This window comes from Streptomyces sp. enrichment culture, assembly GCF_964272895.1.
Lineage (GTDB): Bacteria > Actinomycetota > Actinomycetes > Streptomycetales > Streptomycetaceae > Streptomyces.
The window spans coordinates 1,772,861-1,793,019 of record NZ_OZ186832.1 but is presented as its reverse complement, the minus strand read 5'-3'; the positions used below and the strand labels follow the sequence as shown (position 1 = coordinate 1,793,019).

The window sequence follows — 20,159 nt, the reverse complement described above, 5'->3', positions numbered from 1 at the left end:
TCACACGGGGCGGCTTGCTGGGATGTCTCTGTCAGGGGTGTGCGTGACGGCCGTTGAATCCCGTCCTGCGGGGCTTATCGGGACGAGCGAGAGCCCGACTCGGCGGCCGTTCGGGGCCCGGGTCAAGGGCTTCGTGGCGCTGACCAAGCCGCGGATCATCGAGCTGCTGCTGATCACCACCGTTCCGGTGATGTTCCTCGCCGAGCAGGGTGTGCCGGACCTCGGTCTGGTGCTGCTCACCTGCATCGGCGGTTACCTCTCCGCCGGCGGTGCCAACGCGCTCAACATGTACATCGACCGCGACATCGACGCGCTGATGGACCGCACCTCGCAGCGGCCCCTCGTCACCGGGATGGTCAGCCCGCGCGAGAGCCTGGTCTTCGGCATCACCCTCGCGGTGGTCTCCACCCTGCTGTTCGGCCTCACCGTCAACTGGCTGAGCGCCTGGCTCTCCCTCGGCGCTCTCCTCTTCTACGTCGTCGTCTACACGATGATCCTCAAGCGCCGCACCTCGCAGAACATCGTGTGGGGCGGCATCGCCGGCTGCATGCCGGTGCTCATCGGCTGGACGGCGGTGAAGGACTCCCTGTCCTGGGCCCCCGTCATCCTCTTCCTGGTGATCTTCTTCTGGACGCCGCCGCACTACTGGCCGCTGTCCATGAAGGTCAAGGAGGACTACGCGCGCGTGGGTGTGCCCATGCTGCCGGTGATCGCCTCCAACAAGGTCGTCGCCAAGCAGATCGTGATCTACAGCTGGGTCATGGTCGCCGTCTCCCTGCTGCTCACCCCCCTCGGCTACACCGGCTGGTTCTACACCGCCGTCGCGCTGGCCGCGGGCGGCTGGTGGCTGTGGGAGGCGCACGCCCTGCAGAACCGGGCCAAGGCCGAGGTGACGGGCGCGAAGCTGAAGGAGATGCGCCTGTTCCACTGGTCCATCACCTATGTGTCGCTGCTCTTCGTCGCGGTGGCCGTCGACCCGTTCCTGCGCTAGAACGCTGAGGCGGGCGTCACGTCGCCGAAAGATCTACCGCTCGGTAGCATCCTGTCCATGGCAGACACCCAGCAGGTCGACGCGAAGGCCGAGCGCAAGGCCGCTCGCCTCGCCAAGCACATCAGCACCTTCGCCAAGGCCCACGGCGGCGCCGAGGGCCAGGTCGCGTACCTCGGCGAGCGCGGCGCCCGCATCGCCCTCGTCGGCGAGGACGGCGAGTGGGGCAACCTGGTCGCGCCGACCATGGAGATCGCCCGGCAGGCCGTGGCCAAGTCCGGCATCACCACGCACGAGGACTTCGACGGAGAGTTCGCCTCGAAGGTGAGGACGGGCCGCTACGAGTGGCAGCGGATGGCGGGCCTGCAGCTCGGCGGTCCGAAGAACTCCTAGCGCGACTCCAGGGGCGTACGCCCGGACCTCCGGCGGAACTCCAGGGGCGCACACCCAAACCTCGACCTCGGTTCACCCGTTAAGCCCTGTAAAAGGGGTCAACTCACGGGGAGACCGGATGATCGAGATGCCGTCCCTCGTGGACCAGTACTGCCACGGGGTACTGCGCACCGAGCTGGGCCTCGGGACCTTCGAGGCATGCCTCGCCCACACCGAGGGGCCACCGGCGACGGGCACCACGCTCTTCGACACCCAGACCGGTTTCGCGGTACGGCGCTGGTGTCCACCGCTGCTCGGCCTGGAACCGCACTGCCCACCCGCCCGCTATCTCGCCCGGCGCAGAGAACTCGGCGTGCTGGAGGCGGCCCGGCGGCTGCTGCGCGGCAGCGGCGTCACCACGTATCTGATGGACACCGGTCTGCCCGGAGACCTCACCGGACCGGACGAGATGGCCACCGCCTCCGACGCCGAGGCCCGCGAGATCGTCCGGCTGGAGCTGCTCGCGGAGCAGGTCGCCGACACCTCCGGCACGGTCGAGTCCTTCCTCGCCAACCTCGCCGAGTCCGTGCACGGCGCCGCCACGCACGCCGTCGCCTTCACCTCCGTCGCCGGGGTCCGGCACGGCCTCGCGCTGGCGCCCGAACCGCCGGGGCCCGGCGAGGTGCGGGGCGCGGCGGGCCGCTGGCTGGCCGGCCGCAGGGTCGGCGGCGAGCTGACCGACCCGGTGCTGCTGCGCCACCTGCTGTGGATCGCCGTCGCCTCGGGCCGCCCGCTGCAGCTGCACGCGGGCCTCGGCGAGCCCGGTCTGCGCATCGACCGCACCGACCCCGTGCTGCTCACCGACTTCGTCCGGGCGACGGCCGGCCTCGGCACCGACCTGGTGCTGCTGCACGGCTACCCGTACCACCGGCACGCCGCCCATCTCGCCGGTGTCTTCCCGCATGTGTACGCCGACTCCGGCGCCGCCCTGGCCCGCACCGGCGCCCGCGCGGCCACCGTGCTCGCCGAGATCCTGGAGCTGGCCCCCTTCGGCAAGGTCCTCTTCTCCAGCGGCGCCCACGGGCTGCCCGAACTGCACGTGGTCGGCGCCCGGCTGTTCCGCGAGGCGCTGGGCCGGGTGCTGGGCGCCTGGGTCGCGGAGGGCGCCTGGTCGCTGTCGGACGCCCAGCGGGTCGCGGGGATGATCGCGGCGGGGAACGCGCGCAGGGTGTACGGGCTGGAGTGAGCTGTACAGACTGGGGCGCATGCAGACCGACGCGTTACTCGACCGCTTCCTCGACGGCCTGGCACCCCTGCGCCCCGTCGCCGTGTGGGCCCACGGGTCCCTCGCGGGCGGCGACTACCAGGAGGGCCGCAGCGACCTGGATCTGATCGCCGTACTCGACGGGATCACCCCCGCCACCGTCTGGCGGCTGGCGCTGCTGCACGCCAGGCTGCGGGCCGAGCCGCTGGCGCCGCTGCTGCACTGCACGTATCTGACCCCGGCCACCGCGGACGACCCCGCGCGCAGCCATCTGACCTGGGCGCACGAGGAGCTGTACAAGCGGCCCGTCAGCCCGGTGACCCGAAGCGAGCTGCACACCTTCGGACGGGTGCTCGCGGGGCGGCCGCCCGCCGGTCTGCTGCCGCCCGTGCCGCGGCGGCAGCTCGCGGAGTTCGTCGTAGGCGACCAGCGGGACTACTGGCGTCCCGCGCTCGGCGACGCGGCGCTGTGGACCCGGGACGTGTGGGTCGACCTCGGCCTGCTCACCTTCGCCCGTGCGAGCGCGACCCTGCGCGACGGGCGGCTGATCTCCAAGCGGGAGGCGCTGGACCTGCTGCCCGGCCTCGGGGCGCCCCGCGAGGTCGTCGAGGACATCCGCGGACGCCGCTACGACACGCCCGTGCCGCCCGCCGAGGGGTGGACGGCACGCAGGGCGGAGCTGACCCGGGGCTACCTGGGGCCGGCGATCGATGCGCTGGTCGTGGCGTACGGCTGGACCGGAAGGTCGGGGACCTCCGACTCCGGGCGCTCGCGCAGCGACAGCAGGACCCGCAGTACGCCGATCCACACCAGGCAGGAACCGAACATATGGGTGCCGACCAGGATCTCGGGGAGGTCGGTGAGGTACTGGACGTAGCCGATGAGGCCCTGGGCGAGCAGGACCAGGAACAGCTCGCGGGTACGGTCCAGCGGTCCCTTCGGGGCGTCGACCGCCTTGAGCACGAACCACAGGGCGAAGGTCAGCGTCACCGTGATCCAGGCCAGGACGGCGTGCATCTCCGTGACGTTGTCCCAGTCCACCGGCATGCGCTCGACCTCGCTGGAGTCGCCCGCGTGCGGGCCCGCGCCGGTGACGACCGTGCCGACCGCGATCAGTACGGCGGAGACCGCGACCAGCGCCCACACCAGCTGCTGCACCGACTTGCCGACCAGCGGCCGGGGCCCGGCGTCGCCCTCGCGGGTGCGCTGCCACATCACCGTCGCCACCGCGATCAGCGCGCTGGAGAGAAGGAAGTGGGCGGCGACCGTGTACGGGTTCAGACCGACGAGCACCACGATGCCGCCGAGGACGGCGTTGCTCATCACGATCCAGAACTGGGCCCAGCCGAGGCGGGTCAGGCTGCGCCGGTACGGCTTCGCGGAGCGGGCGGCGATGATCGCCCAGCCGACGGCGGCGCACAGGACGTAGGTCAGCATGCGGTTGCCGAACTCGATGACGCCGTGCACGCCCATCTCGCTGGTGGCGGTCAGCGAGTCCTCCGTGCACTTGGGCCAGGTGGGGCAGCCCAGGCCGGAGCCGGTGAGGCGGACGGCGCCGCCGGTGACGACGATGACGACCGCCATCACGAGTGCGGCGAGGGCCGCCCGCTGAACCGTCCGGGGTGTGGGGGTCCAGCGCGCGGCGATGAAGGCAAGCGGGTTGCGCACGGCGGCGGCCGCGTCGGCGCGGGTCAGGTTTGGCACGGCCCCATCGTAGAAGGCGCGCTTGTGCACGCTTTCACGAGGGTCCGGTACGTCCTACTCCCAGCGGAAGAACCGGCCCGCCGCGGCGAGCCCCACGACCGACCACACGGCGAGGATCCCCAGGTCGGCCCACGGCATCCCGGCCCCGTCCCGGAGCACGTCGCGCAGCCCGTCCGACAGCGCCGAGATGGGCAGCAGGGCGAGCGCGTCCTGCACGCCGGAGGGGAACTTGTCCAGCGGGACGACGACCCCGCCGCCGACCAGCAGCAGCAGGAACACCAGATTGGCGGCCGCCAGCGTCGCCTCCGCCTTCAGCGTGCCCGCCATCAGCAGGCCGAGCCCGGAGAAGGCGGCCGTGCCGAGGACCAGGAGCAGCAGCACGGCGAACGGGTTGCCCTGGGGGTCCCAGCCCAGCGCGAAGGCGATCGCCGTCACCAGCAGCACCTGGAGGACCTCGGTGACCAGCACGGACGCCGTCTTCGCGGCCATCAGGCCCCAGCGCGGCAGCGGGGAGGACGCCAGCCGCTTGAGCACGCCGTAGCGGCGCTCGAAGCCGGTGGCGATGGCCTGGCCGGTGAACGCGGTCGACATCACCGCGAGCGCCAGGACGCCGGGCGTGAGGAAGTCCACGGCCTCGCCGTCGCCGGTGTCGACGATGTCCACCGTGCTGAACAGCACCAGCAGCAGCGTCGGGATCACCACCGTCAGCAGCAGCTGCTCCCCGTTGCGCAGGAGCATCTTCGTCTCCAGCGCGGCCTGAGCGGCGATCATGCGGCCCAGGGGCGCGGCTCCCGGCTTGGGCGCGTAGGTGGTCATGAGCGCAGCTCCTTGCCGGTCAGCTCCAAGAAGACGTCTTCCAGCGTGTGCCGCTCGACCGAGATGCGGTCCGGCATCACACCGTGCTGGGCGCACCAGGAGGTGACGGTGGCCAGCAGCTGGGGGTCGACCTTGCCGGTGACCCGGTAGGAGCCCGGGGTCAGCTCGGCGGCGGCGCTGTCGGCGGGGAGCGCCTTGAGCAGCGAGCCGACGTCGAGGCCGGGGCGGCCGGTGAAGCGCAGGGTGTTCTCGGCGCCGCCGCGGCACAGCTCCTCGGGGGAGCCCTGGGCGATGACTTTGCCGGCGTCGATGATGGCGACGTCGTCGGCGAGCTGCTCGGCCTCGTCCATGTAGTGGGTCGTGAGGATCACCGAGACGCCGTCGGAGCGCAGGTCGCGCACGAGGTCCCAGGTGGCGCGGCGGGCCTGGGGGTCGAGGCCGGCGGTGGGCTCGTCGAGGAAGACCAGTTCGGGGCGGCCCACGACCGCCATCGCCAGCGCGAGCCGCTGCTGCTGGCCGCCGGACAGCCGCCGGTAGGAGGTGCGGCCGCAGGAGCCGAGGCCGAGGCGCTCGATCAGCGCGTCCACGTCCAGCGGGTGGGCGTGCAGCCGGGCGACATGGCGCAGCATCTCCTCGGCGCGGGCGCCGGAGTAGACGCCGCCGGACTGGAGCATCACCCCGATCCTCGGGTGCAGCTCACGGGCCTGCCGCACCGGATCGAGACCCAGCACGCGCACCGCCCCGGAGTCCGGTCTGCGGTAGCCCTCGCACATCTCGACGGTGGTCGTCTTGCCGGCGCCGTTGGGTCCGAGTACGGCGGTGACTCCGGGCCGGGCCACCAGATCGAGGCCGTCCACCGCGGTCGTGCCGCCGTACCGCTTCACCAGGGCCTGGACCTGGAGGACGGGATCGGTTCGCATGGGTCCAGAGTCTAGGTTCGCCCGACGGCCCTCAGGCGCGGGGGTGCGCGAACTCGTCGCGTCCGGCACCCCCGGCTCTGATCGATCAAAGATCGTTTTCGCAGGTCAGATTAGGTATGCCTAAGTGACGTAGGGCACCGTCGGCGGGCGCGGACGCCGCTTGCCCCGCTCTGACGAATTACGCAACAATGACGTTGTGAAAAACGTCGGCGAGGCTCGGGAGACCCCCACGGGGTCCCCTCAGGAGGAGCTAGCGACCGGTGAGCGTTCGACGCGCAACCGGGTCGCGCGGTCCATCCTGGACCACGGGCCGTCGACCGTCGCCGAGCTGGCCTCCCGGCTGGGCCTGACCCAGGCCGCCGTCCGCCGCCACCTCGACGCACTGGTCGCCGACGACGTCGTGGAAGCCCGTGAACAGCGGGTCTACGGCACGCGCACCCGCGGCCGACCGGCCAAGGTCTTCGCGCTGACCGACTGCGGCCGCGACGCCTTCGACCAGTCGTACGACAAGCTCGCCGCGGACGCCCTGCGCTGGATCGCCGAGCAGGAGGGCGGCAGCGAGGCGGTCGCCGCCTTCGCCCGCGCCCGCATCGCCGCCCAGGCCGACAGCTACCGCAAGGCCGTCGAGGGCGTGGCCCCCGACCGGCGGGCCGAAGCCCTGGCCAAGGCCCTCAGCGCCGACGGGTACGCTGCTACGGCGCGCAGCGCACCCGGTCGGCAGCAGGGCGAGCAGCTGTGCCAGCACCACTGCCCGGTGGCCCATGTCGCGGAGCAGTTCCCCCAGCTGTGCGAGGCGGAGACGGAGTTCTTCGCCGAGCTGCTCGGGACCCACGTCCAGCGGCTCGCCACCATCGCCCACGGTGACGGCGTGTGCACGACGTTCATCCCCAAGATTTCCCACAACGCACCTGCAAGCACGGCCGGGAGGAACCCCGCATGACTCTGCCCACGGAGACTGCTCACCCTGAGCTCGAGGGTCTGGGCAAGTACGAGTACGGCTGGGCCGACTCCGACGAGGCCGGTGCCGCTGCACGGCGCGGTCTGAACGAGGACGTCGTCCGCGACATCTCGGGCAAGAAGTCCGAGCCGGAGTGGATGACCAAGCTGCGCCTCAAGGGCCTGAAGCTCTTCGAGAAGAAGCCCATGCCGAACTGGGGCTCGGACCTGTCCGGCATCGACTTCGACAACATCAAGTACTTCGTGCGCTCCACGGAGAAGCAGGCGGAGTCCTGGGAGGACCTGCCCGAGGACATCAAGAACACCTACGACAAGCTGGGCATCCCGGAGGCCGAGAAGCAGCGCCTCGTCGCCGGTGTCGCCGCCCAGTACGAGTCGGAGGTCGTCTACCACCAGATCCGCGAGGACCTGGAGGAGCAGGGCGTCATCTTCCTCGACACCGACACCGCGCTGAAGGAGCACCCGGAGCTCTTCAAGGAGTACTTCGGCACCGTCATCCCGGCCGGCGACAACAAGTTCGCCGCGCTGAACACCGCCGTGTGGTCGGGCGGCTCCTTCATCTACGTCCCGCCGGGCGTCCACGTGGAGATCCCGCTCCAGGCCTACTTCCGGATCAACACCGAGAACATGGGCCAGTTCGAGCGGACCCTGATCATCGTCGACGAGGGTGCCTACGTGCACTACGTCGAGGGCTGCACCGCCCCGATCTACAAGTCGGACTCGCTGCACTCCGCGGTCGTCGAGATCATCGTCAAGAAGAACGCCCGCTGCCGCTACACGACCATCCAGAACTGGTCGAACAACGTCTACAACCTGGTCACCAAGCGCGCCGTGGCGTACGAGGGCGCGACCATGGAGTGGATCGACGGCAACATCGGCTCCAAGGTGACGATGAAGTACCCGGCCGTCTACCTGATGGGCGAGCACGCCAAGGGCGAGACCCTGTCCATCGCCTTCGCGGGCGAGGGCCAGCACCAGGACGCCGGCGCCAAGATGGTCCACATGGCGCCTAACACCTCGTCCAACATCGTCTCCAAGTCGGTGGCGCGCGGCGGTGGCCGCACCTCCTACCGCGGTCTCATCGAGATCGGTGAGGGCGCCCCGGGCTCGAAGTCGAACGTGCTGTGCGACGCGCTGCTCGTCGACACCATCTCCCGGTCCGACACCTACCCGTACGTCGACGTCCGCGAGGACGACGTGTCCATGGGCCACGAGGCGACCGTCTCCAAGGTCTCCGAGGACCAGCTCTTCTACCTGATGAGCCGCGGTCTCTCCGAGGACGAGGCGATGGCGATGATCGTGCGCGGCTTCGTCGAGCCGATCGCCAAGGAGCTGCCCATGGAGTACGCCCTTGAGCTCAACCGGCTGATCGAGCTGCAGATGGAGGGCGCGGTCGGCTAAGGACCGCCCTTCGAGCAGCCTCCCGATTTCTAGACGTAGGAAAGAGAGCACAACGACAGCCATGGCTGAGGCTCAGAACATCCCGGTGGGCTCCACCACCGCCGGCTCGATCGCGGTCGCCGCCGAGTCGACCGTCGTCTCGCGCATGAGCGCGCCCCCGTCCTTCGACGTGGCGGACTTCCCCGTCCCGCACGGCCGTGAGGAGGAGTGGCGCTTCACCCCGCTGGAGCGGCTGCGCGGACTGCACGACGGCTCCGCCGTCGCCACCGGCGACGGTGTGAAGGTCGACGTCCAGGCGCCCGAGGGCGTCACGGTCGAGACCGTCGGCCGCGACGACGCGCGCCTCGGCAAGGCGGGCACCCCGGTGGACCGGATCGCCGCCCAGGCGTACACGTCCTTCGAGAAGGCGTCGGTCGTGACCGTGCCCAAGGAGACCGTGCTCACCGAGCCGATCCGCATCTCCGTGCACGGCGAGGGCGGCACCCGCTTCGGCCACCAGGTCATCGAGCTGGGCGCGTTCGCCGAGGCCGTCGTCGTCATCGACCACACCGGTGACGCCGTGCTCGCCGCCAACGTCGACTACGTCCTCGGGGACGGCGCCAAGCTGACCGTCGTCTCCGTGCAGGACTGGGACGACAAGACCGTCCACGTGGCCCAGCACAACGCGCTGATCGGCCGCGACGCCTCCTTCAAGTCGGTCGTCGTCACCTTCGGCGGCGACGTCGTGCGCCTGCACCCGCGCGTGACCTACGCCGGCCCCGGCGGCGAGGCCGAGCTGTTCGGTCTGTACTTCACCGACGCCGGCCAGCACCAGGAGCACCGCCTGCTGGTCACCCACAACGTCCCGCACTGCACGTCCAACGTCGTCTACAAGGGCGCGCTCCAGGGCGACAACGCGCACGCGGTGTGGATCGGTGACGTGCTCATCGAGGCCGCGGCCGAGGGCACCGACACCTACGAGATGAACCGCAACCTGGTGCTCACCGACGGCGCCCGCGTCGACTCGGTGCCCAACCTGGAGATCGAGACCGGCGAGATCGTGGGCGCCGGCCACGCCTCCGCCACCGGCCGCTTCGACGACGAGCAGCTCTTCTACCTGATGGCCCGCGGCATCCCGGAGCACGAGGCCCGCCGCCTGGTGGTCCGCGGCTTCTTCGCCGAACTGGTCCAGCAGATCGGTGTCGCCGACATCGAGGAGCGCCTGCTCGCCAAGATCGAGGAGGAGCTGGAGGCGTCGGTCGCATGACCTTCGTACGAGCCTGTGGGCTGAGCGAGCTGGAGGAGGACACCCCGAAGCGGGTGGAACTCGACGGCACGCCCGTGTCCATCGTGCAGACCGAGGGCGAGGTGTTCGCGATCCACGACATCTGCTCCCACGCGAACGTCTCGCTGTCCGAGGGCGAGGTGGAGGACTGCCAGATCGAGTGCTGGCTGCACGGCTCCAGCTTCGACCTGCGCACCGGCAAGCCGTCCGGCCTTCCCGCGACGCGCCCCGTCCCCGTATACCCCGTAAAGATCGAAGGGGACGACGTGCTCGTCTCCCTCACCCAGGAGTCCTGAGGCACCCATGGCAACGCTTGAAATCCGAGACCTGCACGTCACCGTCGAGGCCGACAACGCCACGAAGGAGATCCTCAAGGGCGTCGACCTCACCGTGAAGCAGGGCGAGACGCACGCCATCATGGGCCCCAACGGCTCCGGCAAGTCGACCCTCGCCTACTCCCTCGCGGGTCACCCGAAGTACACGATCACCGGCGGCACCGTCACCCTCGACGGCGAGGACGTCCTGGAGATGTCCGTCGACGAGCGCGCCCGCGCGGGTGTCTTCCTGGCGATGCAGTACCCGGTCGAGGTCCCCGGCGTCTCGGTCTCCAACTTCCTGCGCACCTCCGCCACCGCCATCCGCGGCGAGGCCCCCAAGCTGCGCACCTGGGTGAAGGAGGTCAAGGAGGCCATGGAGCGCCTCAACATGGACCCCTCCTTCGCCGAGCGCAACGTCAACGAGGGCTTCTCCGGCGGTGAGAAGAAGCGCCACGAGATCCTCCAGCTGGAGCTGCTCAAGCCGAAGATCGCGATCCTCGACGAGACCGACTCCGGCCTGGACGTCGACGCGCTGCGCATCGTCTCCGAGGGCGTCAACCGCGTCCGCGAGACCGGTGAGGTCGGCACCCTGCTGATCACGCACTACACGCGCATCCTCCGCTACATCAAGCCCGACCACGTCCACGTCTTCGCGGGCGGCAGGATCGTCGAGTCCGGTGGTCCGGAGCTCGCCGACAAGCTCGAGGCCGAGGGCTACGAGGCATACACGAAGGGTGGCGTATCCGCGTGACACAGCTGCCGGGCCTCCTCGACACCGAGGCGCTCCGCAAGGACTTCCCGATCCTCGACCGGGTGCTGCACGACGGCAAGAAGCTCGTGTACCTGGACAACGCGGCGACCTCGCAGACGCCGCGCCAGGTGCTCGACGTGCTCTCCGAGTACTACGAGCAGCACAACGCCAACGTCCACCGCGGTGTGCATGTGCTCGCCGAGGAGGCCACGGCGCTGTACGAGGGTGCGCGCGACAAGGTCGCGGAGTTCATCAACGCGCCCTCGCGCGACGAGGTGATCTTCACCAAGAACGCCTCCGAGTCGCTCAACCTCGTGGCCAACATGCTCGGCTGGGCCGACGAGCCCTACCGGGTGGACTCCGAGACCGAGATCGTCATCACGGAGATGGAGCACCACTCCAACATCGTGCCGTGGCAGCTGCTCGCGCAGCGCACGGGCGCGAAGCTGAAGTGGTTCGGTCTCACCGACGACGGCCGCCTCGACCTGTCCAACATCGACGAGATCATCACCGAGAAGACGAAGATCGTCTCCTTCGTGCTGGTCTCCAACATCCTGGGCACCCTCAACCCGGTCGAGGCGATCGTGCGCCGCGCCCAGGAGGTCGGCGCGCTGGTCTGCGTCGACGCCTCCCAGGCCGCGCCGCACATGCCGCTGGACGTGCAGGCCCTCCAGGCCGACTTCGTGGCCTTCACCGGCCACAAGATGTGCGGCCCGACCGGCATCGGCGTGCTGTGGGGCCGCCAGGAACTGCTGGAGGACCTGCCTCCGTTCCTGGGCGGCGGCGAGATGATCGAGACGGTGTCGATGCACTCCTCGACATACGCGCCGGCTCCCCACAAGTTCGAGGCGGGTACGCCGCCGATCGCGCAGGCCGTGGGCCTGGGCGCGGCGATCGACTACCTGAACTCGATCGGCATGGACAAGATCCTCGCCCATGAGCACGCGCTCACCGAGTACGCGGTGAAGCGCCTCGCCGAGGTGCCCGACCTGCGGATCATCGGCCCCACCACGGCCGAGGACCGCGGCGCCGCGATCTCCTTCACCCTCGGGGACATCCACCCGCACGACGTGGGCCAGGTCCTCGACGAGCAGGGCATCGCGGTCCGCGTCGGCCACCACTGCGCGCGCCCGGTCTGCCTCCGCTACGGAATTCCTGCGACCACGCGAGCGTCGTTCTATCTGTACTCCACGCCGGCCGAGATCGACGCACTGGTCGACGGCCTGGAGCACGTACGGAACTTCTTCGGCTAGGAGCGGGTGTGAAGCTGGACTCGATGTACCAGGACGTCATCCTGGACCACTACAAGAACCCGCACGGGCGTGGTCTGAGGGACGGCGACGCCGAGGTGCACCATGTGAACCCGACGTGCGGTGACGAGATCACGCTCCGCGTGAAGTACGCCGGCACCACGATCGAGGACGTCTCGTACGAGGGCCAGGGCTGCTCGATCAGCCAGGCATCGGCCTCCGTGCTGAACGAACTGCTGGTCGGCAAGGACCTCTCCGAGGCGCAGCGGATCCAGGAGACCTTCCTGGAGCTGATGCAGTCCAAGGGGAAGATCGAGCCCGACGACGCGATGGAGGAGGTGCTGGAGGACGCGGTCGCGTTCGCCGGTGTCTCCAAGTACCCGGCCCGGGTCAAGTGCGCCCTCCTGAGCTGGATGGCGTGGAAGGACGCGACGGCCCAGGTCCTGGGCGGGGCCGACGCCGAAAGGAAGACGGCATGAGCGACACCGCTGAGATGAAGCCGGCCTCGGAGGAGGAGCTCCGCGAGGCCCTGATGGACGTCGTCGACCCCGAGCTGGGCATCGACGTCGTCAACCTCGGGCTGATCTACGGCATCCACATCGACGACTCGAACGTGGCCACCGTGGACATGACCCTGACCTCGGCGGCCTGTCCGCTGACGGACGTCATCGAGGACCAGGCCAAGTCCGCCACCGACGGCCTCGTCAACGAGCTGCGCATCAACTGGGTCTGGATGCCGCCGTGGGGTCCCGACAAGATCACGGACGACGGCCGTGAGCAGCTGCGGGCGCTGGGCTTCAACGTCTGAGACGCGCTGACGCGCGAGCGGCGTGGAACAGGGGCGGCACCTTTCGGGGTGCCGCCCCTTTCCTGTGCCCCGGTAGAGGGGTACGGACGCGTTGTGTACGGCTGTACGCATCGATGGGTACGCTTGTACACATGGGGTATCTGCTGCTTGCCGCGGCCATCGCCGCCGAGGTCGCCGCCACGACCGCCATGAAGTACAGCGAGGGCTTCAGCAGGATGCTGCCTTCCGTGCTGACGGTGCTCGGGTACGTGGTGTCGTTCGCGCTGCTCGCCCAGACGCTCAAGAGCGTCTCCGTGGGCACCGCCTACGCCATCTGGTCCGGGGTGGGCACCGCGGCGATCGCCACCATCGGGATGCTGTTCCTCGGGGAGGGGATGAACACCGCCAAGGCCGCCGGGATCGCGCTGATCATCGTCGGGGTCGTGGTGCTCAACGCGGGAGGTGCCCACTGATGCCCCGGCGGTACGACCCCGAGCGGCGGCAGCGGATCATCGACGCGGCGATCCGGGTCGTCGGCGCCAAAGGCATCGCCGGTCTGAGCCACCGCAGCGTCGCGGCCGAGGCGGACGTGCCGCTCGGCTCCACGACGTACCACTTCGCCACCCTCGACGACCTCCTCGTCGCCGCCCTGCGGCAGATGACCGGGGAGGGCTTCGCCGCGCTGGTCGCCGGGTGCGCCGGGCTCGACGACCCCGACGCCGATCCGGCCGCGCGCCTCGCGGCCGTGATGGGCGACTGGCTCCGGGGGGACCGGGCGGGGGTGGAGCTGGAGTACGAGCTGTACCTCGCCGCCCTGCGCCGGCCCGCGTTGCGTCCGGTCGCGGCGGAGTGGGCGCAGCGCGTGATCGACGTGCTGGCCCGGCGGACCGATCCGGTGACGGCGCGTGCGGTGCTGGCGCTGATGGACGGGGTGTGTCTTCAGGTTCTGCTGACCGGGGTGCCGTACGAGGAGGAGTACGCGCGGGAGATGCTGGGGCGGGTGCTGCGTGGGGGGTGAAACGGTTTGGGGGCGTGTGTGGGGTGTTCCGGGTCGTTCGTCGGCGCCGTGCGGGGCGGGGGTGCGTGGGTGGGTCGGGGGCGTGGGGGGTGCGGCGAGCCCGGCGCGGGTCCGGGGCTCGGCAGGTTGGTGTGTTGTTGTCTGCTGGTGACTGCGTAAGCGCCGGGCTGCGCCGCACCCCCCACGCCCCGCTCCTGCCGGACGGCGGCTCTCTCGCCGTCGTGGCGCGGCTCGTGAGACAGGGGTGAGCGGCATTCCCTGGTGGGTCCGCCGCTCGGCACGTGAGACGGGGGGTGGTCGGTTCGCCTGGGCGGGGGGCGTCACGTTAGGTTGCCCTCATGACTGCTCCTCGTACCACCGGCGCCGTGGCCGCCGGCCTCGCCACGATCGCCGCCGACGGCACCGTTCTCGACACCTGGTTCCCCGCGCCCGAGCTCAGCGCCGAGCCCGGCCCCGCCGGCTCCGAGCGTCTGGACGCCGAGCGCACCCGTGAGCTGCTCGGCGAGCACGGCGTGGAAGCCCTCGGCAAGGACGAGGTCCGCGGCGTGGAGGTCGTGGCGGTCCGTACGGTCATCTCCTCGCTGGACGACAAGCCGCTGGACACGCACGACGCCTACCTGCGGCTCCACCTGCTCTCGCACCGGCTGGTGAAGCCGAACGAGCAGAACCTGGACGGCATCTTCGGCCTGCTGGCCAACGTCGCCTGGACCTCGCTCGGCCCGGTCGCCGTCGACACCCTGGAGACGGTCCGGCTGGCCGCCCGCGCCCGGGGCCTGCACCTCAGCGTCTTCGGCGTGGACAAGTTCCCGCGCATGACGGACTACGTCGCCCCGGCGGGCGTCCGCATCGCCGACGCCGACCGCGTGCGCCTGGGCGCCCACCTCGCCTCGGGTACGACCGTCATGCACGAGGGCTTCGTCAACTTCAACGCCGGCACTCTCGGCACCTCCATGGTCGAGGGCCGTATCTCGCAGGGTGTCGTCGTCGGCGACGGCTCGGACATCGGCGGCGGCGCCTCCACCATGGGCACCCTGTCCGGCGGCGGCAAGGAGCGCGTCCGCATCGGCGAGCGCTCCCTGGTCGGCGCCGAGGCCGGCGTCGGCATCGCCCTCGGCAACGACTGCGTCGTCGAGGCCGGCCTGTACCTCACCGCCGGCACCAAGGTCACCCTCCCCGACGGCCAGATCGTCAAGGCCCGCGAGCTGTCCGGCGCCGACAACATCCTCTTCCGCCGCAACTCCGTCACCGGCGCCGTCCAGGCGGTCCCGAACAACGCGGAGTGGGGCGGCCTGAACGAGATCCTGCACAGCCACAACTGATCGCTCGACCGCCCCTGACCCCACCGGATCTCCGGTGGGGTCAGGGGCGGATCCATTGCCGGGGCGAACGTTTCCTCTCGTCGCCGTGGCGCAGCGTACTGGCTCGATCGGGTTACTTGGCGTGACCTCGGGGGTGGTTCGGCGGATGGCAGGGCGTCAGGGCTGGGTGTCGAGTCGAGGGGTCGAGTGATGGCGGACGTGCGGGCGAGGGTGGCGGTGGTCGCGGGCGGCCTGATGGTGTGGGGCTGCTCGACGGCGGGGGTGGCCTGGGCCGACGAGTACAACACGGCCTCGCACAACGGGCCTCGGGTGGGGCTGGTGAACATCGGGCAGGTGGATGATCCGCTGGAGGATGTGCTGGAGCACGTGCTGCTCATCGGGCCGGGGAAGTTCGGGGGCTGACCACCGGCGGGGCTGTCAGGCGTTCGTCAGGCGGTCGTACGCCGTGCGCAGTCCGGTGGCCGCCTCGTCGCCGGCGGGGCGCAGCGGGGCGCGCAGGGCGCCTGCCGGGAGACCCAGGCCGTTCAGCAGGGACTTGGCCGTCACCGCGCCGGGCAGGCCCGCCGACATCATCAACTCCACCAGTTCGGTGGCCTGTTGCTGGAGGCGGGCCGCGCCTGCCGTGTCGCCCGCGTCGAAGGTGTCCAGGACGGCGCGCAGATGGCGGGGGATCACATTGGCCACCGTACTGACGTAACCGGCGCCGCCCACCGCGTACAGGGCGAGGTTGTGCTCGTCGCAGCCCGCGTAGTACGCCAACTCCGTGCGGGCCAGCACCTTCTGGGCCGCCAGGAAGTCGTACGAGCAGTCCTTGACGCCGACGACGCGCGGATGCTCGGCGAGGCGCAGCAGGGTGTCCGGCTCGATCCGGGTGCCGGTGCGGCCGGGGATGTCGTAGAGCAGGGCCGGGAGGCCGCAGGCGTCGGCGATCTCGCGGAAGTGGGCCTCCAGGGCGTCCTGCGGGGGCTTGCTGTAGTACGGCGAGACCACGAGCAGGCCGTCGGCGCCCGCCTTCTCGGCCTGGAGGGCCAGGTCGACGCTGTGGCGGGTGTCGAAGGTGCCGACGCCCGCCAGCAGGGCCGCCCGGTCGCCCACCGCCTCCCGTACCGCGCCGATCAGTGCCGCCTTCTCGGCGTCCGACGTGGTCGGCGACTCACCCGTCGTGCCGGACAGGACGAGGCCGTCGCAGCCCTCGGCCACCAGCCGGTCGGCGAGCTGCTGCGCGCCGTCCAGGTCGAGTGCGCCGGACGCGGTGAAGGGGGTGATCATCGCGCAGAGGGCGCGGCCGAAGGGAGGGAGTGCGTGGGTCATGGAGGTAGTCTCGGCCGCGCACTCGATGAAGCTCCACTTAAATCTCCTACGAGGTACGGGTAAGCGATGCTGTGGAATCGTCGAGGCCCTATGTCCAACTCGCCCCCTCATGGGCCACCATGGCCGGGACGGTCCGTGCAGCCAACGGTCATGGGAGGCGTCATGAAGCTCGGCAAGGCACTCGCCACGGGAGTCGCGGAGGAGCACCCGGTCCCCGTCGAGGACGAGATCGTGCGGCCCGAGGAGATCGTCGACGCCGACGGTCCGGCACCCGTCGAGGTGCCCGCCGTTCGATGAGGCTGCGGCTCCCGGAGGAACGTCCGGCGCTGCCGCCGACCGGCTACAAGATCGCCCACCCGGTGCTCTCGCAGGACGGGACCCGGGCCGCCTTCACCGGGGTGTCGCTCGGCGGCGCGCTGCCGTACGGGGTCGTGGCCGACGCCTCCTGTGTCTACGGTCTGCGCCACCGCCCGCCGCACCGCCGCTGCGACTGCGGGTTCCACTGCGTGCACGACCGCGCCGCCGCCGAGGCGCTGCTGTGCACCGGCGAGCACCGGTCCGCCGTCCTGCTGGAGGTCGCCGTCCTCGGCCGCTACATCCGCTTCGAGCTCGGCTTCCGCTATGCCCGCCAGCGGGTGCGCACGGCGACGGCCGGTCCCTGCGGTTGCGGCGCGGCGGCGGTCGCGCTGGCCGACGCGGGCTGGGGCCGGCCGGGCTGGCGGGCGCTCGCGCCCTCGTGCGCGGGGTGCCTGCGGGGGCGTACGGCGGTGTCGCTCGCCGCGTTCGCCCGGCTGGCCGGGGAAGGGCTGCGGGTGGTCGCGGGCGGAGGTGCGGGGGCCGGGGCGCCGGATGTGCTCGGTGTGCCCGAACTCGTCGCCGAGGCGGCCCTGTTGCAGGCGCGGCTCGACTGGTTCCAGACGCAGCTGGCGCGGCTGGGGGAGCCCGGCGGGACTTGACCTCACGTTCGCTTCAGGTTGTTGGCTGGGTCTCGTCCCCGACGATCGACCCGCCACGGAGGCAGCGATGACCCGCCGTACCGACGAACTCCCCGACCTCACCCGCGCCGAGGCCGGCGCACCCTTCTTCAGCACCTGGCGGGTCGGCGGACCCGAGGAACAGCGCAGGACCGTCGAGGCCATCGGGGCGACCTGGGAGCGGCGCCCCTGGCCCGCCGACGGGCTGCTCGGCTACCACGTCTACACCGGGCACGACGGCACGACCCTGCTGCACCACTCCCCGTGGACGAGCGAGGCCGGGTACGAGGCATTCGTGAAGACGCACCGGCAGGAGCGCGTCGACGAGATCGACACGGCCGTACCCGGCATCCGGCGGCTCGGCCTCGGCCGCTACCGGCGCCACCGCAGCCGGGAGCGGGCCGCCGGCGACGAGCGGGTGCCGGGCCTGATCGTCGTCGTGCGGATCGGCTTCGCGCCGCACGCCGCCGAGCGGCGGCCGGACTGGATCGACACCGTCGTCAAGGCGCTCCAGGACGACCCGGCCGGCCACCGCGGGCTGATCTCCGCCCACTTCCATCTCTCCACCGACGGCACCCATGTCCTCAACTACGCCGAGTGGGAGAGCGATCGGGCCTACGACGAGGCCCTGGCGGCACCGGGCGAGGGCGTGGGCTCACCCACGGACCAGTGGGAGCGGGTGCGGACGTACTCCGGGGTGACCGGGTTCACCGCCGACCGCTTCACCCACGCACTCGGCCTGGTGCCGCGCTGAGACCTACGGGTGGAAGCGCAGCACCTGCGGGTCGTGGTCGCTGATCTGGTCGTTGAACTCGGCGTTGATGTGCACGCTGTCGTACTCGAAGTCGCAGCCGCGCTTGATGCCGGGGCTGATCAGGATCTGGTCCAGCACCTGGCTGTTGCCCTGGTAGACGTACGAGTAACGCTCGCTGCGCGGCAGCGACTTGATCGCCGACCACAGCTCGCCGTCGCCCTCGAGGATCCGGGTGGTGCCGGAGAACTCGAAGTCGTTGATGTCGCCGAGGACGACGACGTTCGCGTTCTTCTGCACGGAGAGGACGTCCTTGACGAAGGCGTTGACGGCCGTCGCCTGCGCGTGGCGCTGGACCTCCGAGCTGCGCGCGGGCGGCTGGTACTGCGAGGTGAAGCCCTGGTCGCCGCCCTTGGAGTTGAAGTGGTTGGCGACCACGATCACGGTGCGGCCGCGGAAGACGAACTCGCCGGCCAGCGGCTTGCGGCTGTTGCTCCAGGCCGCGTTCGCCGGGTCGATGCGGCCGGGGGAGACGGTCAGCGCCGCCTTGCCGCGCTCCTCGGCGACACCGACGGCGGTGGTGGCGTCGCCGCCCGCGCGGTCGGTGAAGGACACCCGCTGGGGGTTGAACAGGAACACCTGGCGGATGTTGCCGCCCGGCTCGCCGCCGTCGGCGAGGTCCACCGGGTCGATCGAGCGCCAGTCGTAGGCGGGGCCGCCCGCCGCCACGATCGCGTCGATCAGCTTCTGCATGGTCTGGTCGGCGGCGACCGTGCCGTCCTTGACCGCGCCGTTGTTGTCCTGGATCTCCTCCAGGGACACGATGTCGGGCGACTGGAGGTTGTTCACGATCGCGGCGGCGTGCGCGGCGAAGGTGTCGTCGGACGGGTCGAGGTTCTCGACGTTGTACGTCGCCACCGCCAGCTCGCCGCGGCGCTGCTTGCGCGTGGTCTCGCGCTCCAGGCCGGCGCTCTCCAGGGTGCCGAGCTCGCTCGCGACGAGGGTGTAGCCGCCGAACTGGTTGTAGTCCAGCGGGCCCGCGGTGGTGCCGGCGAGGGTGTCGCCGACGTTCGCGACGGGGAAGTCGGCGGGCTTGCCGAGCGACTGGATCATGATCCGGCCGCCGTTCTGGGAGGTGTAGGAGCCGTAGACCGTGCCGCCGCGGCGGTTGTCGTTCTCCTCCGGCTTCACCGTGACCCACAGCTCGGTGTAGGGGTCGGTGGCGCCCACCACGCGGGCGTCGGCGACCCGCACGTTCATGCCCTCCACGGACTCGTACAGGTCCAGGGCGTACGACGACGGCTGCAGCGTGAGGCCGTTGACCGAGCCCTTGGCGGCCGGGTCGCCCTCCGGGGCGTACGCGTCGGGCACCGACTCCTCGTCCAGCGTCACGGCGGCCGGGACGGCGTTGCCGCTGGAGAGGACCGTGAAGGCGGGGCGGGTGATCTCGGTCAGCGACTGGTTGCCCGAGGAGGTGCCGCCGGGGACGTACTCGGTGACGGTGCCGGAGACCTTCACCAGGTCGCCGACCGCCACCCCCTTGGGCGTCGAGCTGGTGAAGACGAACACGCCCTCGCTGGTGGCCGGGTCGGCGTCCGCCTGGGTGTCCTGGATCCAGAAGCCCTTCGAGGAACCGTAGGTCCGCACGCCGGTGACGATTCCGGTCACGTCCGTGACCTGCTTGCCCGCGTACGGGGATATGCGGGTGCTGCCCTGGATGTCGTGGATGCGCACGGCGTCGGCGTGGGCGGGGGAGGTGAGGACGACCGTGGACGCCGCGGAGCACACGGCGGCGACGGTGAGCGCGGCGAGGCGCGCGGAAGACTTGCTCGGCAAGGGATCCCTCCGGGGACGTGGTGAAGCGCCGGGACGAGGGTGGGTCGATGGCTGGACCGTGACGCGGGTAACGCGTCGGTGTACAGGTGTTCCCCCCATTTCTACGCGCGTCAATGTCCTGCCTGCGCCCGCCGGTTGTCAAGGTTTCGGCCATGTACG

The 20,159-nt window shown here is 70.7% G+C and carries 23 protein-coding genes and 1 pseudogene; 19 read left to right on the top strand and 5 right to left on the bottom strand.

What is annotated here, in order from left to right:
• Positions 1 to 22: 22 nt before the first annotated feature.
• From ACSU6M_RS08175 to ACSU6M_RS08160, 4 genes and pseudogenes are all read left to right on the top strand, one after another.
• Positions 23 to 991 carry a heme o synthase gene (locus ACSU6M_RS08175; RefSeq protein WP_437068305.1) on the top strand — a complete coding sequence of 323 codons (969 nt, stop codon included), beginning with the start codon at positions 23 to 25 and terminating at the stop codon, positions 989 to 991.
• Positions 992 to 1,048: 57 nt separating this feature from the next.
• The gene (locus ACSU6M_RS08170) at positions 1,049 to 1,381 is read left to right on the top strand and encodes a hypothetical protein (RefSeq protein ID WP_437068303.1); all 333 of its coding nucleotides are present in this window, start codon (positions 1,049 to 1,051) and stop codon (positions 1,379 to 1,381) included.
• Between the two features lie 118 nt (positions 1,382 to 1,499).
• Positions 1,500 to 2,606, top strand: a complete 1,107-nt coding sequence (locus tag ACSU6M_RS08165) for an amidohydrolase family protein (protein ID WP_437068301.1) — start codon at positions 1,500 to 1,502, stop codon at positions 2,604 to 2,606.
• A 19-nt stretch (positions 2,607 to 2,625) separates the two neighbouring features.
• Positions 2,626 to 3,354 (top strand): annotated as a pseudogene (locus ACSU6M_RS08160) (nucleotidyltransferase); the annotation flags it as partial.
• On the opposite strand, the gene ACSU6M_RS08155 reads toward ACSU6M_RS08160, so the two are convergent.
• Genes ACSU6M_RS08155 through ACSU6M_RS08145 form a run of 3 tightly spaced genes read right to left on the bottom strand, consistent with a single transcriptional unit; the run spans position 3,315 to position 6,064 of the window.
• Positions 3,315 to 4,328 (bottom strand): COX15/CtaA family protein, encoded by a 1,014-nt coding sequence (locus ACSU6M_RS08155; protein WP_437068299.1) that lies wholly within the window; start codon positions 4,326 to 4,328, stop codon positions 3,315 to 3,317. The pseudogene ACSU6M_RS08160 and the gene ACSU6M_RS08155 sit on opposite strands and share 40 nt — an antisense overlap.
• A gap of 54 nt (positions 4,329 to 4,382) precedes the next feature.
• On the bottom strand, positions 4,383 to 5,144 hold the full coding sequence (locus ACSU6M_RS08150) for an ABC transporter permease (protein ID WP_437068297.1): 762 nt from the start codon (positions 5,142 to 5,144) through the stop codon (positions 4,383 to 4,385).
• Complete coding sequence (locus ACSU6M_RS08145) at positions 5,141 to 6,064, bottom strand: ABC transporter ATP-binding protein (RefSeq protein WP_437068295.1); 924 nt, start codon at positions 6,062 to 6,064, stop codon at positions 5,141 to 5,143. Before ACSU6M_RS08145 ends, ACSU6M_RS08150 begins: the two co-directional genes overlap by 4 nt.
• Positions 6,065 to 6,260: 196 nt before the next feature.
• Here ACSU6M_RS08145 and ACSU6M_RS08140 point away from each other — a divergent pair, with 196 nt between their 5' ends.
• The 12 genes from ACSU6M_RS08140 to ACSU6M_RS08085 all read left to right on the top strand — a co-directional run bounded on the left by ACSU6M_RS08140 (position 6,261) and on the right by ACSU6M_RS08085 (position 15,530).
• Positions 6,261 to 7,004 carry a helix-turn-helix transcriptional regulator gene (locus tag ACSU6M_RS08140; RefSeq protein ID WP_437068293.1) on the top strand — a complete coding sequence of 248 codons (744 nt, stop codon included), beginning with the start codon at positions 6,261 to 6,263 and terminating at the stop codon, positions 7,002 to 7,004.
• Complete coding sequence (gene sufB, locus ACSU6M_RS08135) at positions 7,001 to 8,422, top strand: Fe-S cluster assembly protein SufB (protein WP_437068291.1); 1,422 nt, start codon at positions 7,001 to 7,003, stop codon at positions 8,420 to 8,422. Before ACSU6M_RS08140 ends, sufB begins: the two co-directional genes overlap by 4 nt.
• A 61-nt stretch (positions 8,423 to 8,483) precedes the next feature.
• A complete protein-coding gene (gene sufD / locus ACSU6M_RS08130) occupies positions 8,484 to 9,668 on the top strand; it encodes a Fe-S cluster assembly protein SufD (RefSeq protein WP_437068289.1) in 1,185 nt (394 codons plus the stop codon).
• Positions 9,665 to 9,982, top strand: coding sequence for a non-heme iron oxygenase ferredoxin subunit (locus ACSU6M_RS08125; protein ID WP_094214788.1), 318 nt, complete (start codon positions 9,665 to 9,667; stop codon positions 9,980 to 9,982). Before sufD ends, ACSU6M_RS08125 begins: the two co-directional genes overlap by 4 nt.
• Before the next feature lie 7 nt (positions 9,983 to 9,989).
• A complete protein-coding gene (gene sufC / locus ACSU6M_RS08120) occupies positions 9,990 to 10,754 on the top strand; it encodes a Fe-S cluster assembly ATPase SufC (protein WP_437068286.1) in 765 nt (254 codons plus the stop codon).
• Positions 10,751 to 12,007, top strand: coding sequence for a cysteine desulfurase (locus ACSU6M_RS08115; protein ID WP_437068284.1), 1,257 nt, complete (start codon positions 10,751 to 10,753; stop codon positions 12,005 to 12,007). The genes sufC and ACSU6M_RS08115 overlap by 4 nt, the downstream gene beginning before the upstream one ends.
• A gap of 8 nt (positions 12,008 to 12,015) precedes the next feature.
• Positions 12,016 to 12,483: a Fe-S cluster assembly sulfur transfer protein SufU gene (gene sufU, locus ACSU6M_RS08110; RefSeq protein ID WP_437068282.1), complete on the top strand. Its 468-nt coding sequence runs from the start codon at positions 12,016 to 12,018 to the stop codon at positions 12,481 to 12,483.
• Positions 12,480 to 12,812 (top strand): metal-sulfur cluster assembly factor, encoded by a 333-nt coding sequence (locus tag ACSU6M_RS08105; protein WP_437068280.1) that lies wholly within the window; start codon positions 12,480 to 12,482, stop codon positions 12,810 to 12,812. Before sufU ends, ACSU6M_RS08105 begins: the two co-directional genes overlap by 4 nt.
• Before the next feature lie 131 nt (positions 12,813 to 12,943).
• Entirely contained in the window at positions 12,944 to 13,264 is a 321-nt protein-coding gene (locus ACSU6M_RS08100; protein ID WP_437068278.1) for a DMT family transporter, read from the top strand.
• Positions 13,264 to 13,809: a TetR/AcrR family transcriptional regulator gene (locus ACSU6M_RS08095; RefSeq protein WP_437068276.1), complete on the top strand. Its 546-nt coding sequence runs from the start codon at positions 13,264 to 13,266 to the stop codon at positions 13,807 to 13,809. Before ACSU6M_RS08100 ends, ACSU6M_RS08095 begins: the two co-directional genes overlap by 1 nt.
• Positions 13,810 to 14,147: 338 nt before the next feature.
• Positions 14,148 to 15,128 (top strand): 2,3,4,5-tetrahydropyridine-2,6-dicarboxylate N-succinyltransferase, encoded by a 981-nt coding sequence (dapD, locus tag ACSU6M_RS08090; RefSeq protein ID WP_437068274.1) that lies wholly within the window; start codon positions 14,148 to 14,150, stop codon positions 15,126 to 15,128.
• Between the two features lie 189 nt (positions 15,129 to 15,317).
• Complete coding sequence (locus ACSU6M_RS08085) at positions 15,318 to 15,530, top strand: hypothetical protein (RefSeq protein ID WP_437068272.1); 213 nt, start codon at positions 15,318 to 15,320, stop codon at positions 15,528 to 15,530.
• Between the two features lie 15 nt (positions 15,531 to 15,545).
• Here the strand turns inward: ACSU6M_RS08085 and dapA are convergent, their stop codons facing one another.
• Positions 15,546 to 16,439 (bottom strand): 4-hydroxy-tetrahydrodipicolinate synthase, encoded by an 894-nt coding sequence (gene dapA / locus ACSU6M_RS08080; RefSeq protein WP_437068271.1) that lies wholly within the window; start codon positions 16,437 to 16,439, stop codon positions 15,546 to 15,548.
• Positions 16,440 to 16,601: 162 nt separating this feature from the next.
• Between dapA and ACSU6M_RS08075 the strand changes: the two genes are divergently transcribed.
• From ACSU6M_RS08075 to ACSU6M_RS08065, 3 genes are all read left to right on the top strand, one after another.
• Positions 16,602 to 16,736, top strand: coding sequence for a hypothetical protein (locus ACSU6M_RS08075; RefSeq protein WP_437068269.1), 135 nt, complete (start codon positions 16,602 to 16,604; stop codon positions 16,734 to 16,736).
• Entirely contained in the window at positions 16,733 to 17,395 is a 663-nt protein-coding gene (locus ACSU6M_RS08070) for a hypothetical protein (RefSeq protein ID WP_437068268.1), read from the top strand. The genes ACSU6M_RS08075 and ACSU6M_RS08070 overlap by 4 nt, the downstream gene beginning before the upstream one ends.
• A gap of 67 nt (positions 17,396 to 17,462) precedes the next feature.
• Positions 17,463 to 18,167 (top strand): antibiotic biosynthesis monooxygenase, encoded by a 705-nt coding sequence (locus tag ACSU6M_RS08065; RefSeq protein WP_437068266.1) that lies wholly within the window; start codon positions 17,463 to 17,465, stop codon positions 18,165 to 18,167.
• Positions 18,168 to 18,170: 3 nt separating this feature from the next.
• Here ACSU6M_RS08065 and ACSU6M_RS08060 read toward each other — a convergent pair whose 3' ends face one another.
• Positions 18,171 to 20,000 (bottom strand): endonuclease/exonuclease/phosphatase family protein, encoded by a 1,830-nt coding sequence (locus tag ACSU6M_RS08060; protein ID WP_437068265.1) that lies wholly within the window; start codon positions 19,998 to 20,000, stop codon positions 18,171 to 18,173.
• Positions 20,001 to 20,159 lie beyond the last annotated feature (159 nt).

Bases quoted from the DNA above. Each gene is read 5' to 3' on its own strand.
- ACSU6M_RS08175 (WP_437068305.1), top strand. From the start codon at position 23: ATGTCTCTGTCAGGGGTGTGCGTGACGGCCGTTGAATCCCGTCCTGCG.
- ACSU6M_RS08170 (WP_437068303.1), top strand. From the start codon at position 1,049: ATGGCAGACACCCAGCAGGTCGACGCGAAGGCCGAGCGCAAGGCCGCT.
- ACSU6M_RS08165 (WP_437068301.1), top strand. From the start codon at position 1,500: ATGATCGAGATGCCGTCCCTCGTGGACCAGTACTGCCACGGGGTACTG.
- ACSU6M_RS08150 (WP_437068297.1), bottom strand. From the start codon at position 5,144: ATGACCACCTACGCGCCCAAGCCGGGAGCCGCGCCCCTGGGCCGCATG.
- ACSU6M_RS08145 (WP_437068295.1), bottom strand. From the start codon at position 6,064: ATGCGAACCGATCCCGTCCTCCAGGTCCAGGCCCTGGTGAAGCGGTAC.
- sufB (WP_437068291.1), top strand. From the start codon at position 7,001: ATGACTCTGCCCACGGAGACTGCTCACCCTGAGCTCGAGGGTCTGGGC.
- sufD (WP_437068289.1), top strand. From the start codon at position 8,484: ATGGCTGAGGCTCAGAACATCCCGGTGGGCTCCACCACCGCCGGCTCG.
- ACSU6M_RS08125 (WP_094214788.1), top strand. From the start codon at position 9,665: ATGACCTTCGTACGAGCCTGTGGGCTGAGCGAGCTGGAGGAGGACACC.
- sufC (WP_437068286.1), top strand. From the start codon at position 9,990: ATGGCAACGCTTGAAATCCGAGACCTGCACGTCACCGTCGAGGCCGAC.
- ACSU6M_RS08105 (WP_437068280.1), top strand. From the start codon at position 12,480: ATGAGCGACACCGCTGAGATGAAGCCGGCCTCGGAGGAGGAGCTCCGC.
- ACSU6M_RS08100 (WP_437068278.1), top strand. From the start codon at position 12,944: ATGGGGTATCTGCTGCTTGCCGCGGCCATCGCCGCCGAGGTCGCCGCC.
- ACSU6M_RS08095 (WP_437068276.1), top strand. From the start codon at position 13,264: ATGCCCCGGCGGTACGACCCCGAGCGGCGGCAGCGGATCATCGACGCG.
- dapD (WP_437068274.1), top strand. From the start codon at position 14,148: ATGACTGCTCCTCGTACCACCGGCGCCGTGGCCGCCGGCCTCGCCACG.
- ACSU6M_RS08085 (WP_437068272.1), top strand. From the start codon at position 15,318: ATGGCGGACGTGCGGGCGAGGGTGGCGGTGGTCGCGGGCGGCCTGATG.
- dapA (WP_437068271.1), bottom strand. From the start codon at position 16,439: ATGACCCACGCACTCCCTCCCTTCGGCCGCGCCCTCTGCGCGATGATC.
- ACSU6M_RS08075 (WP_437068269.1), top strand. From the start codon at position 16,602: ATGAAGCTCGGCAAGGCACTCGCCACGGGAGTCGCGGAGGAGCACCCG.
- ACSU6M_RS08070 (WP_437068268.1), top strand. From the start codon at position 16,733: ATGAGGCTGCGGCTCCCGGAGGAACGTCCGGCGCTGCCGCCGACCGGC.
- ACSU6M_RS08065 (WP_437068266.1), top strand. From the start codon at position 17,463: ATGACCCGCCGTACCGACGAACTCCCCGACCTCACCCGCGCCGAGGCC.